Genomic DNA, 19,025 nt, shown 5'->3' on the forward strand with positions numbered 1-19,025 from the left:
GGGCCCTCCGCCATCACCACCGGCGTACAGTCTGTCGCGCGGCTTGCGGTCGCGCGGCGCCGGGTCGCGCGTCAAGGTGGATGCTATCTGATAACGTCGAGATGAACGACAAAGCCGGGATCGGCAAAGGACCGGCAATGGACCGGAATGTCCTCGACCATTCCAGACGGGTTCTCGCAGAAGGCTCCCTCGCTGGAGCCGTTCGGCATGCTCCTGTTATTCGCAGCGCTCACCGCGCTGCCGATTGTCCTGATGGTCCATCTGGTTGAGCCCGCACTCGTGCTGCCCGCGCTCAGCCTGGTGTTGTTCGCAAAGGCAGCCATTGCCGCGCTTGCGGCGCGCGTGATCCACGTGCGCACCAGCGTGGCGAACCTCACGCTGTGGGATTTTGCCGGAGCATTCACCTTCATGGGGTGTGCAGCGGCGATCCTCGGCGAGCCGGATCAGGCGGCGCTGTTCTTCGAGGAGCAGGCCGCGCTTCGTCCGGTGTCACGACCGTAAAACCCAGGCCGGGCCCCTCTGGCAGCCACAAGCTGCGATGTCGGACTGGAACCGAGTTGGAGTGGCCCTGCTTCGACCCGCGATGTGACTACGTCGTGGTGGATATGCCGTCGGCACGACGGCAACATCCAGTTTCGTCGAAACGGTTCACTCCCCGACCTCAAGGGGAACATGACCCATGTCCGAACTGTTTTCACTCGACGCCCTCAGCGCATTGCTGCAAGTCGTCGTCATCGACCTCGTGCTGGCCGGCGACAACGCCGTCGTGATCGGCCTTGCCGCGGCCGGCCTGCCGGCGAAGCATCGCGGCAAGGCGATCCTGATCGGCATCGGCGCCGCGACGCTGCTGCGCATCCTGTTCGCGCTGGTCACCACGCAATTGATGCAGATCGTCGGCCTGCTGCTGGCCGGCGGCATCCTGCTGCTGTGGGTGTGCTGGAAGATGTGGCGCGAACTGCGAGCCACGGCGCATGAAACGACGGCCGCGCATGCCGCCGACGGCGCGGAGGTGCCGCGCAAGACGCTGTGGCAGGCCACGACGCAGATCATCATCGCCGACGTCTCGATGTCGCTCGACAATGTGCTCGCGGTCGCCGGCGCGGCGCGCGAGCAGCCGATCGTGCTGGTGTTCGGCCTCGCGCTCTCGATCGCAATGATGGGCGCGGCGGCGAGCTTCATCGCGCGGCTGCTGCAGAACCACCGCTGGATCGCCTATGTCGGCCTCGCCGTGATCCTCTATGTCGCCGTCGACATGACCATTCGCGGGGCATCCGAGATCGCGAAGGTTGCACCGTCCTGACGATCGAAAGCAAAACGGCGGGCCTCATGGCCCGCCGTTCCGCATATCGAAGATGCGCGTTGCGTCAGTGGATCTCCGCCGAGCGCTTCAGCGCGTCCTTCAGCTTCTCGAGCGTGAAGTCCTTCGAACGCGCGATGTCCAGGATCGGGGTCTCGCGGCGGCCGCACAGTTCGGCGGCCTCGGGCAGCTTCGCCGCGACCTCGTAGGGGATCACGATCGCGCCGTGGCTGTCGGCGTGGATCAAATCGTCGGAGCGCACCGTCATGCCGGCGACGCGGACCTCGCCGCCGAAGCTTTCGGCATGCACCCAGGCGTGCGACGGGCCGATCGAGCCGGCCAGCGCCTGGAAGCCCGGCGCCCATTGCGGGATGTCGCGGATCGAACCGTCGGTGATGACACCGAGGCAGCCGAGCGCCTTGTGCACGGCGCTCTGCACCTCGCCCCAGAACGCGCCGTACCCGACGTCGGGCCCGTCGATGTCCTGGATCACGGAAATCCGCGGACCGAAGCCGGTGCCGACATATTCGTAATATTCGATGCGGCGCTTCGACTGCTCCTCGGCCGAGAGGCCGGACTTCAGCACCGAGCGGATCGCAACCGTGCGCGCGTAGCCGACGATCGGCGGCAGCGTCGGGAACGGGCAGACCAGCGGCTTGACCGTGTAGCCGATCAGACGGCGCTCCGGCGCGACGATCTCCATCGCGTTGCAGATCGTCGGCGTGTCGTAGCGCGCCAACGCTTCAAGGACGGACGCAGGCAGCGGGGCGGAAGCGGATGTCGTCACGGCGTTTCTCTCCTGATTTTTGGCGTTCGCTGAGCCGTCTCAGCCTATAGCCGAGATCGGAGGCGAACCCAACCGAGGCACGCTCATGGCTGATATTTGGGAAGATGGACTGCCCCACCCCTCTCCGTCAGTGCGAGGAGTTCGCGACAAAATCGCAGGGCAATTTTGCGCTGAAGCGACGAAGCAATCCATCTCTCCGATATGTCGCGGCATGGATTGCTTCGCGAAGCCTGTCATCCGGCGGCGCTTCGCGCCGACCGGGTGGCTCGCAATGACGTGACGAGGACCCGTGCGCCTCTCAGTGTAGATGCGTCGGACGATTGTCCTGGTCCGTCTCCGCGACCGGCGCCGTGTAGGGAGCGGCGGTCGGCGGCGGCGCGTTCGCCCCATGCGTCTGCGCGGCGAGACTGCGGTCCTGGTCGCGGTAGGACTTCCAGCCCCAGGGCAGGCTGATCAAATACAGCACCGAACCCGCCGACAAGATGTGCCAGGGATAGCCGATCAACAGCGCGACGAAGAACACCACCGACACGAACACCGGCAGCACCATCTCCGGCGGCACGCGCATCTTCACCGTCTTGCCGGAGAACACCGGCAGCCGCGACACCATCAGGAAGGCGATCAAGAGCGTATAGAATGCCGTCAGCGTCGCCGGCGGCATCGGTACGCCGAGGAAGGCGAGATAGATCGGCAGCAGCACGGTGATCGCGCCGGCCGGCGCCGGCACGCCGGTAAAGTAGTTGGCGGCGAAGGCCGGCTTGTTCGGATCGTCGATCGAGGCATTGAAGCGCGCAAGGCGCAGGCCGCCGGAGATCGCGAACACCATCGCGGCGATCCAGCCGCCATTGTTCAATTCGTGCAGCTGCCAGAAATACAGGATCAGGCCCGGCGCGACGCCGAAATTGACGAAATCGGCGAGGCTGTCGAGCTCGGCGCCGAATTTCGACTGGCCCTTGATCATGCGGGCGACGCGGCCGTCGATGCCGTCGAGGAGCGCGGCGAACACGATCGCGGCGACCGCAAGCTCCATCCGCCCTTCCGTCGACAGCCGGATCGCGGTGAGGCCGGCGCAGATCGCCAGCAGCGTGATCATGTTCGGCACCAGCATCCGCACCGGGATCGGGCGGAACCGGCGGCGGCGCAGTTCGCTGGAATTGGGATCGAATGGCATCATGGCCTGGTAATATAGCAAGCATGGCCCGGCTCCGCCATTGTGGCAGGAACCGGCTGGTTAAAGCGTTTTCCAGAGAAGTGGATACCGGTTCGCGTTAAGAAAACGCGTCAAGATAGAAAACTTGAGCTCCCGTTCCGATTCCGAGCGGAACGGAAGCTCTGGGCCAGCGAAACAGAGTTAATCGGCGCGGTAGGTGCGCCCCGGATCGGCGCCGCGGAAATCCGCCAGGATCGTCTCGCCGGCGACAGCGGTCTGGCCTTCGGAGACCAGGGCCTTGGTGCCCTCGGGCAGATAAACGTCGAGCCGCGAGCCGAAGCGGATCAGGCCGAAGCGCTCGCCAGCGCCGATCGACTGGCTTTCCTTGACGAAACAGACGATGCGACGCGCCACCAGGCCCGCGATCTGAACCACACCGATGCGCCCGTTCGAGGTCGAGATGACGAGCGAATTGCGCTCATTGTCCTCGCTTGCCTTGTCGAGCTCGGCATTGATGAAGGCGCCGGGCCGATAGGCGATGCGGTCGATGCGGCCGGCCACCGGGCTGCGGTTCACATGGCAGTTGAACACACTCATGAACACCGAGATGCGCGGCAATGGCCTGTCGCCGAGGCCGAGCTCGGCCGGCGGCAGCGCCTGCACCACCATGGAGACGCGGCCATCGGCCGGCGACACCACGATGCCGTCGCGCAGCGGCGTCACGCGCACGGGATCGCGGAAGAATAGCGCGCACCAGACCGTCAGCAGCGTGCCGATCCACCCCAAGGGGGTCCAGATCCAGAACAGGATCAGGCTCGCCAGCGCGAAGCCGCCGATGAAGGGATAGCCCTCGGGGTGGATCGGCGGGATCTGCGCGCGGATGGAATTGGCGATCGACATCAAAGCTCGCTTGCGTTTCCCCACCCCGTTTGGCGGGAGAGGCCCTAAATCGACTATTCCGCGGCGGTCGGCAAGGGTTTCTCATCCGCAACCGGGGTGGAATCCTCCGACGAATCGGTGACCGCGGGCGGCAGGCGATTAGGCGCCGTGCCGTCGTCGTCGACCTGGGCGAGCCGTTCGCGGGCCTCTTCGGCCTCACGCTGCCGGTTCCACATGCTGGCGTAGAGGCCATCGGCGGCCAAAAGCCGCGCGTGGGTGCCGCGCTCGGCGATCCGGCCCTCGTCCAGCACGATAATCTCGTGGGCGCCGACGATCGTCGACAGCCGGTGCGCGATCACCAGCGAGGTTCGGTTGCGCGAGACCCGCTCCAGCGCCCCCTGGATCTCGTGCTCGGTGTGGCTGTCGAGCGCGGATGTCGCCTCATCCAGCACCAGGATCGGCGGCGCCTTCAGGACCGTGCGCGCGATCGCGACGCGCTGCTTCTCGCCGCCGGACAGTTTGAGGCCGCGCTCGCCGACCTGCGTCTCGTAGCCCTGCGGCGACATCCGGATGAAGCCGTCGATCTGCGCCAGCCGCGCCGCCTCCTCCACCTCGTCGTCGCCGGCATCCCAGCGGCCGTAGCGGATGTTGTAGCGGATGCTGTCGTTGAACAGCACGGTGTCCTGCGGCACCATGCCGATCGCCGACCGCAGCGAGGCCTGCGTCACGGTCTTGATGTCCTGGCCGTCGATCAGGATGCGGCCGGAGGAGACGTCGTAGAGCCGGAACAAGAGCCGCGAGATCGTCGACTTGCCGGCGCCGGAGGGGCCGACGATCGCGACCGCCTTGCCGGCCGGTACCTCGAAGCTCAGGCCTTTAAGGATCGGCCGTTCGGGCTCGTAGGCGAAGCGGACGTCCTCGAAGCGCACGCTGCCGGTCGAGACTGCAAGCGGCTTGGCCTCCGGCACATCCTTCACCTCGGGATCGCGCGCCAGCACATCGAACATCTTCTCGATGTCGATGATCGCCTGCTTGATCTCGCGATAGACCATGCCCATGAAATTCAGCGGCTGATACAGCTGGATCATCATCGAATTGATCAGCACGAAATCGCCGACGGTGTGGGTGCCGTTGCGGATGCCGAACGCGCACATCAGCATGGTCGCGGTCAGCCCCGCGGTGAAGATGATCGCCTGCCCGGTGTTGAGCACCGCGAGCGAGGTATAGGTCTTTACGCTGGCCTGCTCGTAGCGCTCCATCGAGCGGTCGTAGCGCCTGGCCTCGCGCTCCTCGGAGCCGAAATACTTGACTGTCTCGTAGTTGAGCAGCGAGTCGATCGCCTTGGTGTTCGCCTCGGTGTCGGAATCGTTCATCTTGCGGCGGATCTCGATCCGCCACTCTGTCGCGATGTAGGTGAAGTACATGAACACGACGACAGTGAGCAGCACGGCCAGCACATAGCGCCAGTCGAACTGCCACAGCAGCACCGCCGCCAGCAGCGCGACCTCGACGATGGTCGGGATCAGCTGCAGGATCACCATCCGCACGATGGTCTCGATGCCGGAGCGGCCGCGCTCCAGCACGCGGGTCAAGCCGCCGGTCTTCCGCTCGAGATGGAAGCGCAGCGACAGCTCGTGCATATGCACGAAGGTGATGTAGGCGAGCCGCCGCACCGCGTGCATGGCGACGCGAGCGAAGATGCCGTCGCGCCACTGCGTCAGCACCGCCATGATGATGCGCACCGCGCCGTAGCTGATCGTCATCAGCACCGGCGAGGCGATCAGCCACACCATCCAGTTCGAGGCCGCGACCGGCGCCGTATCAGCGCCGTTCAGCGCATCGATCGCCCATTTGAAGGTGAACGGCACCGACAGCGTCGCAAGCTTGGCGAACAGCAGCAGCACCACCGACCAGATGACGCGCGTCTTCAAATCGGCGCGGTCACCGGGCCAGATATAGGGCCAGAGATGAATGAGGGTGCCGAGCAGCGTCCCCTTCTCGGCGGCCGGCGTCGTGGCCGTGGGCTCAGCGGCACCGGTCACATTCTGTTGCGGCGGCACCATCAGAAGCCCGCCACGGCGCGGCGGTCCGCTGCCACATCTTGTCCACGATTTGCCATTGTGCCCGTCATATAGATCGTTTGAACGCGGCGTACAGGCTTATGCCGAAAATTGTTCGCGATTCGCGGGAATTTGCAGGACTTTTTGGCTCTCAATCCCCATATCCGAGTCTTGACCCTGTTTACGCTGCAGTGCCACAAGGGACGTATGAACCAAATCAAGACTGTCTGTGTTTATTGCGGCTCCGGCCCCGGTAACAATCCCCGCTTCGTCGAAGCTGCCGTCGCGCTCGGCAAGAGCTTTGCCGAAACCAACGTCCGCCTGGTCTATGGCGGCGGCTCGGTCGGGCTGATGGGAGCGCTCGCAAAATCCGTGCTCGATCATGGCGGCTCCGTCACCGGCATCATTCCCGAATTCCTGCGCGCGCGCGAAAATGCGCTGACCTCGGTTCAGGAGATGGTCGTCACGCCCGACATGCATGAGCGCAAGCGGCTGATGTTCGAGCGCTCGGATGCGTTCGTGGCGCTGCCCGGCGGCATCGGCACGCTCGAGGAGCTGGTCGAGCAACTGACTTGGCAGCAGCTCGGCCGTCACTCCAAGCCGATTCTGCTCGCCAATATCGACGGCTTCTGGGAGCCGCTGCTGTCGCTGTTGAGCCACATGCGCACGACCGAATTCATCCGCCCAACGCTGCCGATCAACGTGCTGATGGCCGACCGCGTCGACGAGATCCTGCCGCGGCTGCGTTCGGCGGTGGCACGCACGCCCGAGGCCGCCAAGGAGCTCGCCCCCGAAGTGGCGCGGCGGCTGTAGGCGAGAGCCTTTCAAGCAACTTTACTAGCTTGCACGGCCCTCTCACCGTCATGCTGAGGAGGCCGCAAGGCGGCCGTCTCGAAGCATGCACGGCCCTGCTGGTGGCCCTTCGCCCTTCGAGGCTCGCTCCGCTTGCACCTCCAGCGACAAAGGCGAAGCCTTTGCGCGGGACGACGGCTTTCGCAGCCTCGTGACATTTCAAACCGCGAGCATCACTCGCTCGGAAACGTCACGGCCTCGATGCGGTTGCCGTCGGGGTCGAGGATGAAGGCGGCGTAATAGCGCACGCGGTCGTGCGGGCGCGGGCCGGGCGCGCCATCGGAGAGGCCGCCGGAGGCCAGCGCGGCGGCATGGAAGGCATCGACCTCGGCGGTGGTCTTCGCGCGCAGACAGATGTGGGTGCCGCTCTCATGCGCGACCTGCGCCATCTTGGCGCGCAGATTGATCCAGAACTCGGGATAGGCCTTGCCGAAGCCAATCGTCGCCGGCCGCGTGACGAGACGGCTCAGACCAAGCGCGGCCAGCGTCGGCTCATAGAACCGGGCGGCGCGTTCGAGATCGCGGACGCCGACGGAGACGTGGTCGATCATATGGCCTCCTCCTTGCTCGTCATTGCGAGGAGCGAAGCGACGAAGCAATCCATGCATCCTTGCCTGTGAAAGGGTGGATTGCTTCGCTTCGCTCGCAATGACGCACCTGTTTCCTTCGCAGCCGCGTCACGCCTGCGCGCCCGACTTCACCAGCTTGTAGAAAACCGAATCCATCAGCGCCTGGAACGAGGCATCGATGATGTTGGGCGAGACGCCGACCGTGGTCCAGCTCTCACCGGTCTCGTCCTCGCTCTCGATCAACACGCGCGTGACTGCCTCGGTGCCGCCATTGAGGATACGCACGCGATAGTCGATCAGCTTCAGGCCATCGATATATTTCTGGTATTTGCCGAGGTCCTTGCGCAGCGCAACGTCGAGCGCGTTGACCGGACCGTTGCCTTCGGCGGCCGAGATCAGCCGCTCGCCGTCGACATCGACCTTCACCACCGCGAGCGCCACCGTGACGCGCTGGCCGTTGGCGTTGTAGCGCTGCTCAACATTGACGTCGAACTGCTCGACCTTGAAATATTCCGGCACCTTGCCGAGCGTGCGGCGCGCCAGCAGGTCGAACGAGGCGTTGGCCGATTCATAGGCGAAGCCCGCGGCCTCGCGCTCCTTCAGCTCCTCGACCAGGCGCGTCAGCCGCGGATCGCCCTTGTCATAGACGATGCCGGCGCGGTCGAGTTCGGCCATCACGTTGGAGCGGCCGGCCTGATCCGATACCAGCACCTTGCGGTGGTTGCCGACGGAATCCGGCAGCACGTGCTCATAGGTCTGGGGATCTTTCATCACCGCGGAGGCATGGATGCCGGTCTTGGTGACGAAGGCGCTTTCGCCAACATAGGCCGCATGGCGGTTGGGCGCGCGGTTCAGCATGTCGTCGAGCGTGCGCGACACTTTCATCAGCGTCGCCATCTTCTCCGTGGTGACGCCGATCTCGAATTTGTCGGAAAACTCCTGCTTCAGCTTCAGCGTCGGGATCAGCGAGCAGAGATTGGCGTTGCCGCAGCGCTCGCCGAGCCCATTGAGCGTGCCCTGGATCTGCCGCGCACCGGCGCGCACCGCAGCGAGCGAATTGGCCACCGCCTGCTCGGTGTCGTTATGGGCGTGGATGCCGACATGGGCGCCGGGCACGTGCTTGACGACATCGCCGACGATGGTCTCGATCTCATGCGGCATGGTGCCGCCATTGGTGTCGCACAGCACCACCCAGCGCGCGCCGGCTTCATAGGCCGCCTTCGCGCACGCCAGTGCGTAGTCGCGGTTCTCCTTGTAGCCGTCGAAGAAATGCTCGCAGTCGACCATCACCTCGCGGCCGAGCGCTTTGGCGGCGGCGACGCTGTCGCGGATCGAGGCGAGGTTCTCCTCGTTGGTGGTCTCGAGCGCGACCCGGACCTGATAGGCGGAGGATTTTGCCACGAAGCAGATCGCGTCCGCCTTGGCCTCGAGGATGCCGGCGAGACCGGGATCGTTCGACGCCGAGCGGCCCGGCCGCCGCGTCATGCCGAAGGCGGTGAAACGGGCATGGTCGAAGGCGGGCTTTTTGCTGAAGAACTCGGTGTCGGTCGGATTGGCGCCGGGATAGCCGCCCTCGACATAGTCAATGCCAAGCGCATCGAGCATGCCCGCGATCACCTGCTTGTCCTGCAGCGTGAAATCGACGCCATTGGTCTGCGCGCCGTCGCGCAGCGTGGTGTCGAACAGATAGAGGCGCTCGCGGCTCATGCGTGGCCTCCAGGGGTGGCAACGCCGTCGAGCGTCTTCTGCATCGTGGTGTTGGCGAGCCACTCGTCGTTGATCGTGACCGTATTGCGCTGCTGCGCGACGTAGCCGCGCTTGCGGAAGAACTCGAGCGCGGTGTCGCTGGCATCGACCTTCAGGACCTTGGTGCCACGGGCGCTCGCGATCTTCTCCAGCGCATCGCACAGCGCGCTGCCCGCACCCTGCCCGACTGCACTCGGATGCACGTAGAGCATGTCGATGTGATCGGCCCCCTTCAGCGAGGCGAAGCCGATCGGCGCGCCCTGCAATGTCGCGATCAGCGTCAGCTGGCCGGCGAGCTTCTTGCCGAAGGCCTCCTCGTCGTCGGCGGCCATCGCCCAGGCTTCCTGCTGCGCCTCGCTGTAATCGTCGCCGGTCAGATCCATGATCGACGCCGCGAAGATCGCCGCCAGCAGCGGCGCATCATCGGGCAGATACGGGCGCAACGCGGGTGCGGAGCGGCTCATCGCGCAACCTCCCAGGTGGTGCCTGCCTTGGAATCCTTGATCACCACGCCCATCGCGGCGAGCTGATCGCGGATCCGATCGGACTCCTTGAAGTCCTTGCGGGCGCGCGCCGCGGTGCGCTCGGCAATCAGCGCCTCCACGGCAGCCGGATCGACGCCGCTCGCCTGCTGCTTGCGTCCCTCCCACGCGGCCGCGCTCTCCGACAGGAAGCCGAGCATCCTGAGCGAACCGGCAAATTCCCTGCGGCTCTGTTCGCTACCCGACGCGGCACTACGCAGCCCGTGCAGCACAGCCATCGCCTGCGCCGTGTTGAGGTCGTCGTAGAGCGCCTCGACCATCGCCGGCGACGGCGCGCCGGGCTCGGCGTCGGCCGCGACCGTATACCAATCGTCGAGCGTCTTCGCGGCCTCTTCGGTGGCCTTTTCGGTCCAGTCGAGCGGCGAACGATAGTGCGTCTTCAGCATGGCAAGCCGCAGCACCTCGCCCGGCCAATCAGCCAGCAGATCGCGGATCGTGAAGAAGTTGCCGAGCGACTTCGACATCTTCTCGCTTTCGATCTGCAGGAAGCCGTTGTGCATCCAGACATTGGCCATGCGGTCGGAGTGGAACGCGCAGCAGGTCTGCGCGAGCTCGTTCTCATGATGCGGGAACACCAGGTCGATGCCGCCGCCATGGATGTCGAACTTTTCGCCGAGATGCTTCCAGGCCATCGCCGAGCACTCGATGTGCCAGCCGGGCCGGCCCTCCGCCGCAATGCCCGCCGGCGACGGCCAGGACGGCTCGCCCGGCTTCGACGGCTTCCACAACACGAAGTCGGTGTTGTCGCGCTTGTAGGGTGCGACATCGACGCGCGCGCCCGCGATCATCTCGTCAAGCGAACGCTTCGACAGCGCGCCGTAGCGCGGCAGCGTGGAGTTAGCCGCGTTCATCGCCTGCGGCGAGAACAGCACATGGTCCTCGGCGACATAGGCAAAGCCGCCGGCGACCAGCTTCTCGATGATCGCACGCATCTCCGGGATGTGCTCGGTCGCGCGCGGCTGCACGGTCGGCGGCAGGCAGCCCAGCGCGGTGACATCGTCCTGGTACTGCTGATAGGTCTGCTCGGTGACCTTGCGGATCGCCTCGTTCAACGGCACGCCGGGATAGTCCCGTGCGGCGCGGACGTTGATCTTGTCGTCGACGTCGGTGACGTTGCGGACATAGGTCACGTGGCCGGCGCCATAGCGATGGCGCAGCACACGGAACAGGACGTCGAACACAACAGCCGCGCGACCGTTGCCGATATGGGCGAAGTCGTAGACCGTCGGTCCGCAGGCATAGATGCGGACGTTGTTGGCATCGAGCGGCACGAACGGCCGCTTTTCCCGGGTCAACGTGTCGTAAAGACGCAATTCCATGGATCACCGTCCCTTGCGGCCGGGCGTCCAGTGATTCTCAGGGCGATTGAGAAAAGACGGCCTCAGCCAGCGAATCGCTAGCTCATAATCTCGCGGCAAATGCTGCAGATGGCGAGGTGGCCGTTCATGGTTCCACCATGTCTCACGGCCCCTTTATCGCGTCAAGGGGCTGTTTTCGGGCGTTTTGCGACGCGTCCCGCACCGAAATCACGCCAACGCCCTCATGGTTAATCATTATTAAGGAATTGGGCGTATCCGGACGCCAGCGGATTCCCCGCCGTTTTCACGTGGTGCACCATGCGGCCCATTTCAGCATTGATTGCCTGCACGCTCTTCCTTGTCCCTTCATTCATTGCCCCCTCAGCCGCGCTGGCCGACAGCCGCGTCTTCATCGTCGCCAACCAGGCCGACGGCTACGGCATCGACCAGTGCCTGGCTCGCGGCGACCGCTGCGGCGCCTCCGCCGCCCGCGCCTATTGCCGGTCACGCGATTTTGCGCAGGCCACCAATTACCGCCGCGTCGATCCCGACGAGATCACCGGTGCGGTTCCGCACGCCGCGAACCAGACATGCAGTGGCAACAGCTGCGGCGAATACGTTGCCATCACCTGTCAGCGCTGAACCAAGCCGCTGGCCAAGCGGGGTTATTGCCACACCGGCGCCCCGGAAACGACGTGACGCTGCCCCGAGAAAAGGCTACTGCAGGCGGCCTTTGCAGGTGGCCTTGGCCGCGCGCTTTGGCGTTGATCGCCGCGCGGCGTCGTTTTAATGGCCGGATATGCCCAATAGCTCCCGTTCTCGCTTCTCCCGCTGGTTTTTGACTTGCGCCGTGTTGGCCGGCATTGCCCTGCCCGCGACGCAGGCCTTGGCGCAGGTGCCCCCCGGCCCGCCCGGCCCGGCTCCGCAAGGCGCGCAGGCCAATCCGATGTGCGGGCGGCTCGAGGGCCAGCTGGCGGCGATCGATCGGGGCGGTGGCAGCGGTGATCCGGCCAGGGACGAGCAGATCCGCCGCTATCAGGACGCGGCGACCCGGCAGCAGGGCGAGCTTGATCGCGTGACGGCGCAGGCGCGGCGCATGGGCTGCGACAGCTCAGGCTTCTTTTCGCTCTTCAACAACAATTCGGCGCAGTGCGGACCGGTCAACAACCAGATCCAGCAGATGCGCGCCAATCTCGACCAGATGACCGCCAATCTCGAGCGGCTGCGCACCGGCGGGCTCGGCGGCGCCGATCGCGAGAACCAGCGCCGCTCGGTGTTGACCGCGCTCGCGCAGAACAATTGCGGCCCGCAATACGCCGCGGCCGCGCGTGGCCCCGGCAACTTCCTCGAGAACCTGTTCGGCGGTGGCGGTGGCGGCAATCCCAACAATCCGCTGCCCCCGCCCGACCCGCAATATGGCGCACAGTCCGGCACATTCCGCACCGTCTGCGTTCGCACCTGCGACGGCGCCTACTTCCCGATCTCGTTCGCAACCGTGCAGGCGCGCTTCGCCGCCGACGAGCAAATCTGCAAGGCACAGTGTCCGGCCGCGGAGGCCAGCCTGTTCTCCTACCGAAATCCCGGCGAAGACATCAACCAGGCGGTCTCGATCAGCGGCCAGTCCTACTCGTCGCTGCCGAACGCCTTCAAGTACCGCACCGAGTTCAATCCGTCGTGCTCCTGCAAGCCGGCCGGCCAGAGCTGGGCCGAGGCGCTGAAGGCGGTCGACGACAAGGCATCCGCCGAGCAGCAGGGCGACATCATCGTCACCGAGGAGAGCGCGCGGAAGATGCAACAGCGCGCCCAGACCAAGTCCGCCGCCGGCAAGAAGGGCGCGCCCGCAGCAGCGGCTCAGCAGCAGCAACCTGCCGCCGCTGACGCCACCGCGCCCGCCGCGCCCGCGAGCGACGGTCAGATCCGCACGGTCGGCCCGACCTTCATCCCGAAGAAGCAGTAAGACTCACCCCTCGAACGCTTCCGCCGACGCGCGTGAGCCGCGCGTCACCAGCTTGTCGTCGGGCTCAGGCAACGCCTGGCCGAAATCGCGGAAGCGGTTGGTGATGGGATAGCGGCGATCGCGGCCGAAATTCTTGCGCGTTACCTTCACCCCCGGCGCGGCCTGCCGCCGCTTGTACTCGGCGATATTCAGCAGACGATCGACGCGGCTCACCACATCGCGGTCGAAGCCGGCGGCGACGATGGTCGCAAGCGGCTCCTCGCGCTCCACCAGCCGTTCGAGAATCGCGTCCAGCACGTCATAGGGCGGCAGCGAATCCTGGTCGGTCTGGTTCTCGCGCAGCTCCGCCGTCGGCGGCCGGATGATGATGTTGACCGGGATCACCTCGCCTGACGGGCCGAGCGCGCCGTCCGGCTTCCAGGCATTGCGCAGGCTCGACAGGCGGAACACCTCGGTCTTGTAGATGTCCTTGATCGGGTTGAAGCCGCCGTTCATATCTCCGTAAAGCGTGGCGTAGCCGACCGACATTTCCGACTTGTTGCCTGTGGTCACCACCATGGCGCCGGTCTTGTTGGAGATCGCCATCAGCAGCGTGCCGCGGGCGCGCGCCTGCAAATTCTCTTCGGTGATGTCGCGCTCCAGCCCTGCGAACACCGGCGCCAGGATTTTCTCGAACCCGTTCACGGCGTCCGCAATCGGCAGGATCTCGTAGCGGATGCCGAGCGCGGCGGCGAGCTTGGCGGCATCGTCGAGCGACACCTGCGCGGTGTAGCGGAACGGCAGCATCACGCCGCGCACCTTGTCGGCGCCGAGCGCATCGACCGCAATCGCCGCGCACAGCGCCGAGTCGATGCCGCCGGAGATGCCGAGCAGCACGCCGGGAAAACCATTCTTTCGGACATAGTCGCGCACGCCGAGCACACAGGCCGCGTAGTCGGCCTTGTCGCCTTCGAGTTGCGCCGTGATCGGCCCGGAGCAGCGCCAGCCGTCCGCGGTCTTGCGCCATGTCAGCGTCGTGATGTTCTCCTCGAACGCCGGCAGCTGCGCCGCGACGGAGAGATCGGCATTCAGCGCGAACGAGGCGCCGTCGAAGATCAGCTCGTCCTGGCCGCCGACCTCGTTGAGATAGACCATCGGCAGCCCGCTCTCGGTGACGCGCGCGACCACGATCGAGAGCCGGAGATCGGCCTTGTCGCGGGCATAGGGCGAACCGTTCGGCACGATCAGGATCTCGGCGCCGGTCTCGGCCAGGCACTCCACGACGTTTTCGTAGTCCTCGGATTCCTCGAGCCAGATGTCCTCGCAAATCGGCACGCCGATCCGCACACCGCGCACCGTCACCGGGCCCGACGCGGGTCCGCGCGCGAACAGCCGCTTTTCGTCGAATACGCCGTAATTCGGCAGATTGGCCTTGAAGCGCAGCGCGGCGATGCTGCCGCCGTCGAGCAGCGCGCAGGCATTGTAGAGCTTGCCGTCCTCGACCCAGGGCGTGCCGATCAGCATGGCCGGGCCGCCGTCGGCGGTCTCCCGCGCCAGCTCCTCGATCGCGGCGCGGCAGGCCGACTGGAACGCCGGCTTGAGCACCAGATCCTCCGGCGGATAGCCGGCGACAAACAGCTCCGACAGCACCACGAGGTCGGCGCCGTCGGCCTTCGCCTTCTCGCGCGCAGCGCGGGCCTTGGCGGCGTTGCCGGTGACGTCACCGACCGTCGGATTGAGTTGCGCCAGGGTGATCTTGATCTGTTGTTCGCTCATATCTTTATGTTGTCCCGCACAAGGGCAAACTTCAATGGTCGTCCGATCATGGTGCGATTGCAGAAATCGCACTGGGATGGTCCGCGCCGGTCAGGGTGCGAGCTCCGCTCTCACCTCGCCGAGCAGCGCCATGCCGCCCAACCGACCCAATTCGTCCGAACATTTCGCGCTCTTGCCATAGCAGCCGAATGCAACCGTGACCCGCTCGGAAACCGGTCCGATCCGGGGCAGGCCCGTGTCGCCGAAGGTGGTCATGCAGGGCACGACGCGGCGTTCTTCGAACTTGAGGTCGCGAATGCGGTCGAGGATCTGGGTTTGCAGCCGATCAGCCACGTCAACCGATCCGCCCGATCGGAACCAGTCCTTGATCTCAGCCTCGCTGTCGAGCGGAAGATCGACCGGATCGCCGCCGAGCTTCAGCCAGCTCTGGCCATCCGGATAAAGGATCGGCGGCAGAATATAGGGATTGTCGCCCTTGGGCCCGAGACAGCGCATCGACGGCATGCCGGCCAGGCGTTGCACCTCCGCCGCGGCAAGCCGAAACAGCGCCGCGGTACGCCCATAGACCGTGAAACCCAATGACCGGCCGAGCAGCGATTGGGTATGCCCGCCTGCCGCAACGAGAACACGCTCGGCCTCGACGCTGCCCGATCGCGTCCGGATCGTCACGCCGGAGCCGCTTTCCGAAATGCCCAGGGCAGGCTCGTCGATGATCCTGGCGCCTGCGCGCTCCGCCGCGATCGTCTGCGCCCGGACCAGCCGGCGCGGTGAGATGTATCCCGCGTTGCGCGGCTCGAAATAGCCAAGCATTCCCGCCGTTGATTTCAGAAACGGAAATCGCTGCGCGAGCGCCGCATCTTGGTAGGCTTCACAGGAGATCCCGTCTTCGGCGCAGACTTTGCCGACCGACGCAACATCCGTGGTTTCGCTGTCACCGACGTGAAGCGCACCGGCTTCCCGGTAAAAGTCCACGCCGCTTTCAGTTGCGATCTCGCCGTAGCGCGAAATCGCTGCGCGGTTCATCTGCCGCCAGAACGGCTGCGGATCGTAAACCCGCGTGATGCGGCCTTCGTCATAGTGGCTGCCGAAGACGCCGCTGTGCTGCGAAAAATCGGCCGGCTCACCGGGCCCGATCAGTGCAACATCATGGCCCATCTTGGACAGGTGTCGCGCAGCGGCCGAGCCGATCAGACCGCGCCCGATCACCGCGAGTCTGATCGTCCTATTGGCACTCACGACGAGAACACCCCCAGGCGTTCGGCGAGGGCGAACAGCCAGAACAGCCCGGCCATGACCAGCGCGACGCCGACGGCGGCCGAGCCCATGTCCTTGACCCGCCCGATCTGCGGATCGTGATCCATGGTCAGGCGGTCGGCGAGCTTCTCGATTGCGGTGTTGAGCAGCTCGATCACCAGCACCAGCACCACGGTCGCGACCAGCTCGACCCGGCGCATCACGGTGGCGCCGATCAGCCAGGCCAGCGGCACCGACAGCACCAGCGCCACCACCTCCTCGCGTATCGCCTGCTCGGAGCGAATGGCGAAAGCCAGCCCGTTGCGCGAGTTGATGGTGGCTCGCCAGAACCTCAGCAAGTCACAGCCCCCAAATCACAACCCGGCAACGGCCGGCATCGGTTTGACCTTGCCGGCGCGCTCCTGCTTCAGGAGCTCGGCGATCAGGAAGGCCATGTCGATCGACTGTTCGGCGTTGAGACGGGGATCGCAGACCGTGTGGTAGCGATCGTTGAGATCCTCGTCGGTGATGGCGCGCGCGCCGCCGATGCATTCGGTGACGTCCTGCCCGGTCATCTCCAGATGCACGCCGCCGGCATGGGTGCCCTCGGCGGCATGGATCTGGAAGAACGACTTCACCTCCAACAGCACGCGGTCGAACGGCCGCGTCTTGTAGCCCGAGGTCGAGGTGATGGTGTTGCCGTGCATCGGATCGCACGACCAGACCACGACGCGCCCTTCCCGCTGCACGGCGCGGATCAGGCCCGGCAGATGGTCGCCGACCTTGTCGGCGCCGAAGCGGTTGATCAGCGTCAGGCGGCCCGGCTCGTTGTCGGGGCTGAGCACGTCGATCAGCTTCAACAGCTCGTCCGGCTTCAAGGACGGACCGCATTTCAACCCGATCGGGTTCTTGATGCCGCGGAAATATTCGACATGGCCATGGTCGAGCTGGCGGGTGCGGTCGCCGATCCAGATCATATGGCCGGAGGTCGCGTACCAGTCGCCGGTCGTGGAATCGACCCGCGTCATCGCCTGCTCGTAGCCGAGCAGCAGCGCCTCGTGGCTGGTGTAGAAATCGGTGGCGCGGAGCTCGGGATGGCTCTCGAGGTCGAGGCCGCAGGCGCGCATGAAGTTGAGCGCATCCGAGATGCGGTCGGCGAGCTCCTTGTAGCGGCGGGACTGCGGTGAGTCCTTCAGGAAGCCGAGCATCCACTGATGCACGCTGCCGAGATTGGCGAAGCCGCCGGTGGCGAAGGCGCGCAGCAGGTTCAGCGTCGCCGCCGACTGCCGGTAGGCCATCAGCTGGCGCTGCGGATCGGGAATGCGCGCTTCCGGCGTGAAGGCGATGTCGTTGACGATGTCGCCGCGATAGCTCGGCAATTCGACGCCGTTCAGCGTCTCGGTCGGCGACGAGCGCGGCTTGGCGAACTGGCCGGCGATGCGGCCGACCTTCACCACCGGCAGCGCGCCGGCATAGGTCATGACCACGGCCATCTGCAGCAGGACGCGGAAGAAGTCGCGGATATTGTTGGCGCCGTGCTCGGCAAAGCTCTCGGCGCAGTCGCCGCCCTGCAGCAGGAAGGCCTCGCCTGCGGAGACCCGCCCCAGCGCCTTCTTCAGGCTGCGCGCCTCGCCCGCGAACACCAGCGGCGGAAAGGTCGCAAGCTGGGCCTCGACATCGGCCAATGCCTTGGCATCGGGATAATCGGGCACCTGCAGCACCTTCTTGGCGCGCCAGCTATCGGGTGTCCACCGCTCGGACATGAGGTCAACTCCTGAGCAAAAACCGCAACTTACTCGACGGTCGAGTAAAGCCCGGCTTATACACAGGGCCCCGCTCTCCCGCTAGAAGGATTCCTGCAATTTGGTCAAGCCCTTGCAGGAAAATCCGAATTTCGCATTTGTTAGAGCATATCATGAACGCCTGGGAAATCGCCGCGGCCTCCGCCGCGCTGGACGACGTTTTTAGCGACGACATCGCCGTGCCGGCCGCGGACGGCTATCCGCTGGCCGCGACCTTGTTCCTGCCGCGCGGCGCCAGGCGCCATGCCGTCCTGATCAACTCGGCGACCGCCGTGCCCCGAAAGCTCTATCGCGGCTTTGCCGGCTACCTCGCCCGCCGCGGCGCGGCGGTCCTGACCTACGACTACCGCGGCAGCGGCGACTCCAGGCCGATGGCGGCGACCGGTTTTAACAAGCCGAAATCGCTTGTTGGATTCAAGGCCACGATGGCGGACTGGGCTGCGCTCGACGCCACCGCGGCGGTGAACTGGATGCGCGAGCGCTACCGCGACCTGCCGTTCGCCTATGTCGGCCATTCCTTCGGCGGTCAGGCGCTCGGGCTGCTGGCCAACAATGCCGAGATCCCGCGCGCCCTCCTGATCGCCGCGCAGGCCGCCCATTGGAAGCTGATGGCCTCGCCCGAGCGCTACCGCGTCGTGGCCTTCATGAACGGCGTTGGCCTCCCGCTGACCCGCACGCTCGGCTACCTGCCGGGCTGGGCCGGCCTCGGCATGGACCTGCCGAGCGGCGTGTTCGAGCAATGGAGGCGGTGGGTGATGCGGGAGCGCTATCTGCTCGACGATGCCACGCTTGCCGCGCGCGAGAATTTTCCAGGGTTCAAGGGCAAGCTCCGCGCGCTGGCGATGACCGACGATACCTGGGCGACACGGCCGGCAGTCGAACTGTTGTGCTCGGCCTTTACCTCGATCACGCCAGAGATCATTTCGATCCGCCCGGCGGATACCGGCACCAAGAAGATCGGCCATCTCGGCTTCTTCCACAGCGAGCACCGCGACACGCTGTGGCGCGGTGCCGCTGAGTGGCTCGAGGCGGAGGGATGAGCACAGCACTCTCCGCCGTCGTCCCTGCGAAAGCAGGGACCCACACTCTGCGGCTTGC

At 65.6% G+C, this 19,025-nt stretch carries 18 protein-coding genes; 6 read left to right on the forward strand and 12 right to left on the reverse strand.

The annotated features are described in order from the left end of the window. Positions 1-207: 207 nt before the first annotated feature. Positions 208-501, forward strand: coding sequence for a hypothetical protein (locus tag ABIB78_RS29110; protein WP_429030711.1), 294 nt, complete (start codon positions 208-210; stop codon positions 499-501). 178 nt (positions 502-679) lie between these two features. Next, positions 680-1,300 (forward strand): TerC family protein, encoded by a 621-nt coding sequence (locus ABIB78_RS29115; protein ID WP_429030713.1) that lies wholly within the window; start codon positions 680-682, stop codon positions 1,298-1,300. A 64-nt stretch (positions 1,301-1,364) separates the two neighbouring features. On the opposite strand, the gene ABIB78_RS29120 is transcribed toward ABIB78_RS29115, so the two are convergent. The 4 genes from ABIB78_RS29120 to ABIB78_RS29135 form a co-directional block, all read right to left on the reverse strand. After that, positions 1,365-2,084 (reverse strand): RraA family protein, encoded by a 720-nt coding sequence (locus ABIB78_RS29120; RefSeq protein WP_429030715.1) that lies wholly within the window; start codon positions 2,082-2,084, stop codon positions 1,365-1,367. A 298-nt stretch (positions 2,085-2,382) separates the two neighbouring features. Beyond that, the gene (gene pssA / locus ABIB78_RS29125; RefSeq protein WP_429030717.1) at positions 2,383-3,255 is read right to left on the reverse strand and encodes a CDP-diacylglycerol--serine O-phosphatidyltransferase; all 873 of its coding nucleotides are present in this window, start codon (positions 3,253-3,255) and stop codon (positions 2,383-2,385) included. A 180-nt stretch (positions 3,256-3,435) separates the two neighbouring features. Then, positions 3,436-4,134, reverse strand: a complete 699-nt coding sequence (locus ABIB78_RS29130; RefSeq protein ID WP_429030719.1) for a phosphatidylserine decarboxylase — start codon at positions 4,132-4,134, stop codon at positions 3,436-3,438. A gap of 53 nt (positions 4,135-4,187) precedes the next feature. Beyond that, the gene (locus tag ABIB78_RS29135; RefSeq protein WP_429030722.1) at positions 4,188-6,176 is read right to left on the reverse strand and encodes an ABCB family ABC transporter ATP-binding protein/permease; all 1,989 of its coding nucleotides are present in this window, start codon (positions 6,174-6,176) and stop codon (positions 4,188-4,190) included. A gap of 204 nt (positions 6,177-6,380) precedes the next feature. Between ABIB78_RS29135 and ABIB78_RS29140 the strand changes: the two genes are divergently transcribed. Then, positions 6,381-6,986: a TIGR00730 family Rossman fold protein gene (locus ABIB78_RS29140; RefSeq protein ID WP_429030724.1), complete on the forward strand. Its 606-nt coding sequence runs from the start codon at positions 6,381-6,383 to the stop codon at positions 6,984-6,986. A 212-nt stretch (positions 6,987-7,198) separates the two neighbouring features. On the opposite strand, the gene ABIB78_RS29145 is transcribed toward ABIB78_RS29140, so the two are convergent. From ABIB78_RS29145 to cysS, 4 genes are all read right to left on the reverse strand, one after another. Next, positions 7,199-7,576 carry a VOC family protein gene (locus ABIB78_RS29145; protein ID WP_429030726.1) on the reverse strand — a complete coding sequence of 126 codons (378 nt, stop codon included), beginning with the start codon at positions 7,574-7,576 and terminating at the stop codon, positions 7,199-7,201. A gap of 126 nt (positions 7,577-7,702) precedes the next feature. Further along, positions 7,703-9,301, reverse strand: a complete 1,599-nt coding sequence (gene cimA, locus ABIB78_RS29150; protein ID WP_429030728.1) for a citramalate synthase — start codon at positions 9,299-9,301, stop codon at positions 7,703-7,705. Then, on the reverse strand, positions 9,298-9,804 hold the full coding sequence (locus tag ABIB78_RS29155) for a GNAT family N-acetyltransferase (RefSeq protein WP_429030730.1): 507 nt from the start codon (positions 9,802-9,804) through the stop codon (positions 9,298-9,300). The genes cimA and ABIB78_RS29155 overlap by 4 nt, the downstream gene beginning before the upstream one ends. Then, positions 9,801-11,201, reverse strand: a complete 1,401-nt coding sequence (cysS, locus tag ABIB78_RS29160; RefSeq protein ID WP_429030733.1) for a cysteine--tRNA ligase — start codon at positions 11,199-11,201, stop codon at positions 9,801-9,803. Before cysS ends, ABIB78_RS29155 begins: the two co-directional genes overlap by 4 nt. A gap of 297 nt (positions 11,202-11,498) precedes the next feature. Here cysS and ABIB78_RS29165 point away from each other — a divergent pair, with 297 nt between their 5' ends. Further along, complete coding sequence (locus tag ABIB78_RS29165) at positions 11,499-11,822, forward strand: hypothetical protein (protein ID WP_429030734.1); 324 nt, start codon at positions 11,499-11,501, stop codon at positions 11,820-11,822. Positions 11,823-11,979: 157 nt separating this feature from the next. After that, positions 11,980-13,137 (forward strand): DUF2865 domain-containing protein, encoded by a 1,158-nt coding sequence (locus ABIB78_RS29170; RefSeq protein WP_429030736.1) that lies wholly within the window; start codon positions 11,980-11,982, stop codon positions 13,135-13,137. Between the two features lie 3 nt (positions 13,138-13,140). On the opposite strand, the gene ABIB78_RS29175 is transcribed toward ABIB78_RS29170, so the two are convergent. From ABIB78_RS29175 to ABIB78_RS29190, 4 genes are all read right to left on the reverse strand, one after another. Continuing rightward, positions 13,141-14,892 carry an NAD+ synthase gene (locus tag ABIB78_RS29175; protein WP_429030737.1) on the reverse strand — a complete coding sequence of 584 codons (1,752 nt, stop codon included), beginning with the start codon at positions 14,890-14,892 and terminating at the stop codon, positions 13,141-13,143. A gap of 90 nt (positions 14,893-14,982) precedes the next feature. After that, positions 14,983-16,128, reverse strand: coding sequence for an NAD(P)/FAD-dependent oxidoreductase (locus ABIB78_RS29180; RefSeq protein WP_429030739.1), 1,146 nt, complete (start codon positions 16,126-16,128; stop codon positions 14,983-14,985). Then, positions 16,125-16,484, reverse strand: coding sequence for a diacylglycerol kinase (locus ABIB78_RS29185; RefSeq protein WP_429030741.1), 360 nt, complete (start codon positions 16,482-16,484; stop codon positions 16,125-16,127). The genes ABIB78_RS29180 and ABIB78_RS29185 overlap by 4 nt, the downstream gene beginning before the upstream one ends. A 15-nt stretch (positions 16,485-16,499) precedes the next feature. Continuing rightward, positions 16,500-17,888, reverse strand: coding sequence for a class II 3-deoxy-7-phosphoheptulonate synthase (locus ABIB78_RS29190; protein WP_429030744.1), 1,389 nt, complete (start codon positions 17,886-17,888; stop codon positions 16,500-16,502). A gap of 152 nt (positions 17,889-18,040) precedes the next feature. Here ABIB78_RS29190 and ABIB78_RS29195 point away from each other — a divergent pair, with 152 nt between their 5' ends. Continuing rightward, positions 18,041-18,967 (forward strand): alpha/beta hydrolase family protein, encoded by a 927-nt coding sequence (locus ABIB78_RS29195; RefSeq protein ID WP_429030746.1) that lies wholly within the window; start codon positions 18,041-18,043, stop codon positions 18,965-18,967. Positions 18,968-19,025: the final 58 nt, after the last annotated feature.

The organism is Bradyrhizobium sp. I1.14.4, from assembly GCF_050435825.1.
In the GTDB taxonomy this organism is placed as follows: Bacteria; Pseudomonadota; Alphaproteobacteria; order Rhizobiales; family Xanthobacteraceae; genus Bradyrhizobium.